This is a genomic window from Acidovorax sp. GW823-FHT02H02 (assembly GCF_058797075.1).
Window position 1 is genome coordinate 1 of sequence record NZ_JBXAJH010000046.1, and the last position, 1,178, is coordinate 1,178.

Here is a 1,178-nt window from a genome sequence, read left to right on the forward strand (position 1 = left end):
GGGCCTGTCCGAATTTCTGTGTGTGAGGCTCATTGAACCTTCACCGATTTCGTGAAGCTGGTTGACTATCTTACGTGCTCGATTTCGTGAACCGATCTTCGTAGAGGATCGCGAATTGGTTCATCGCTGATTTCCAGTGGTTGGCCGCCCGTCCCCAGTCCTCGGTGATGTTGCGCAGTGCCAGCCAGATCAGCTTGGTGGCCGCGTCATCGCTGGGGAAGTGCCCGCGCGTCTTGATGATCTTTCGCAGCCGCGCATTCACGCTCTCAATCGCATTGGTCGTATAGATCACGCGCCGCACCTCTGGCGGGAAGGCGAAGAACGGAATGACCTTGTCCCAGGCCCTGCGCCAGGCGCCTACGACGGTCGGGAATTTTTGCCCCCACGGCCCTGCCTCAAACGCGAGCAGCTCGGCCTCGGCCGCTTCGGCGCTGACCGCCGTGTAAATCGGCTTGATGGCCGCCGCCAGCGCCTTGCGATCCTTCCAGCTTGCGAAGTCCAGGCTGTTGCGTATCAAGTGCACGATGCAGGTTTGCAGCGTCGTGGCCGGGAACACCGTGCCCAGTGCCTCTGGCATGCCCTTGAGCCCGTCGGTGACAGCGATCAGGATGTCATGGACACCGCGCGTCTTCAAGTCGTTGAACACTTTCATCCAGAACTTGGCGCCCTCGGTGTTCTCGATCCAGATCCCGAGGATGTCGCGGCTGCCATCGGGCAGCACGCCCAGGGCCAGATACACGGCCTTGGAACGCACCACCGCATCCTCGCGGATCTTGACCCTCAGCGCGTCAAAGAACACGACCGGGTACATCGACTCCAGCGGGCGACTCTGCCAGGCCGTGACCTCGCTCATCACGGCGTCGGTGACGCTGCTGATGAGGTCGGGCGAGACGTCCACCGAGTACATCTCGGCCAGAAAGCCCTGGATCTCGCGCACCGTCATGCCGCGTGCGTACATGGCAACGATCTTGTCGTCAAAGCCGGTGAAGCGCCTCTCATGCTTGCCGATGAGTTGCGGCTCGAACGTGCCCTCGCGGTCACGGGGAACGTCGATGCGCAGAGCGCCGGCGTCGGTCAGCACGGTCTTGGCGCTCTTGCCGTTGCGGTGATTGGCCGCAGCCCCTTCGGGCTTGGCCTGGCCGGGGGCGTAGCCCAGGTGGTGACTCATCTCCGCGCCC

At 62.7% G+C, this 1,178-nt stretch carries 1 protein-coding gene; it reads right to left on the reverse strand.

Features of this window, described 5'->3' with window-relative positions:
- Nucleotides 1-70: 70 nt before the first annotated feature.
- Nucleotides 71-1,178, reverse strand: a 1,108-nt coding sequence (locus AC1RDS_RS20960) for an IS256 family transposase (RefSeq protein WP_492227361.1), incomplete at its 5' end; no start/stop codon positions are given.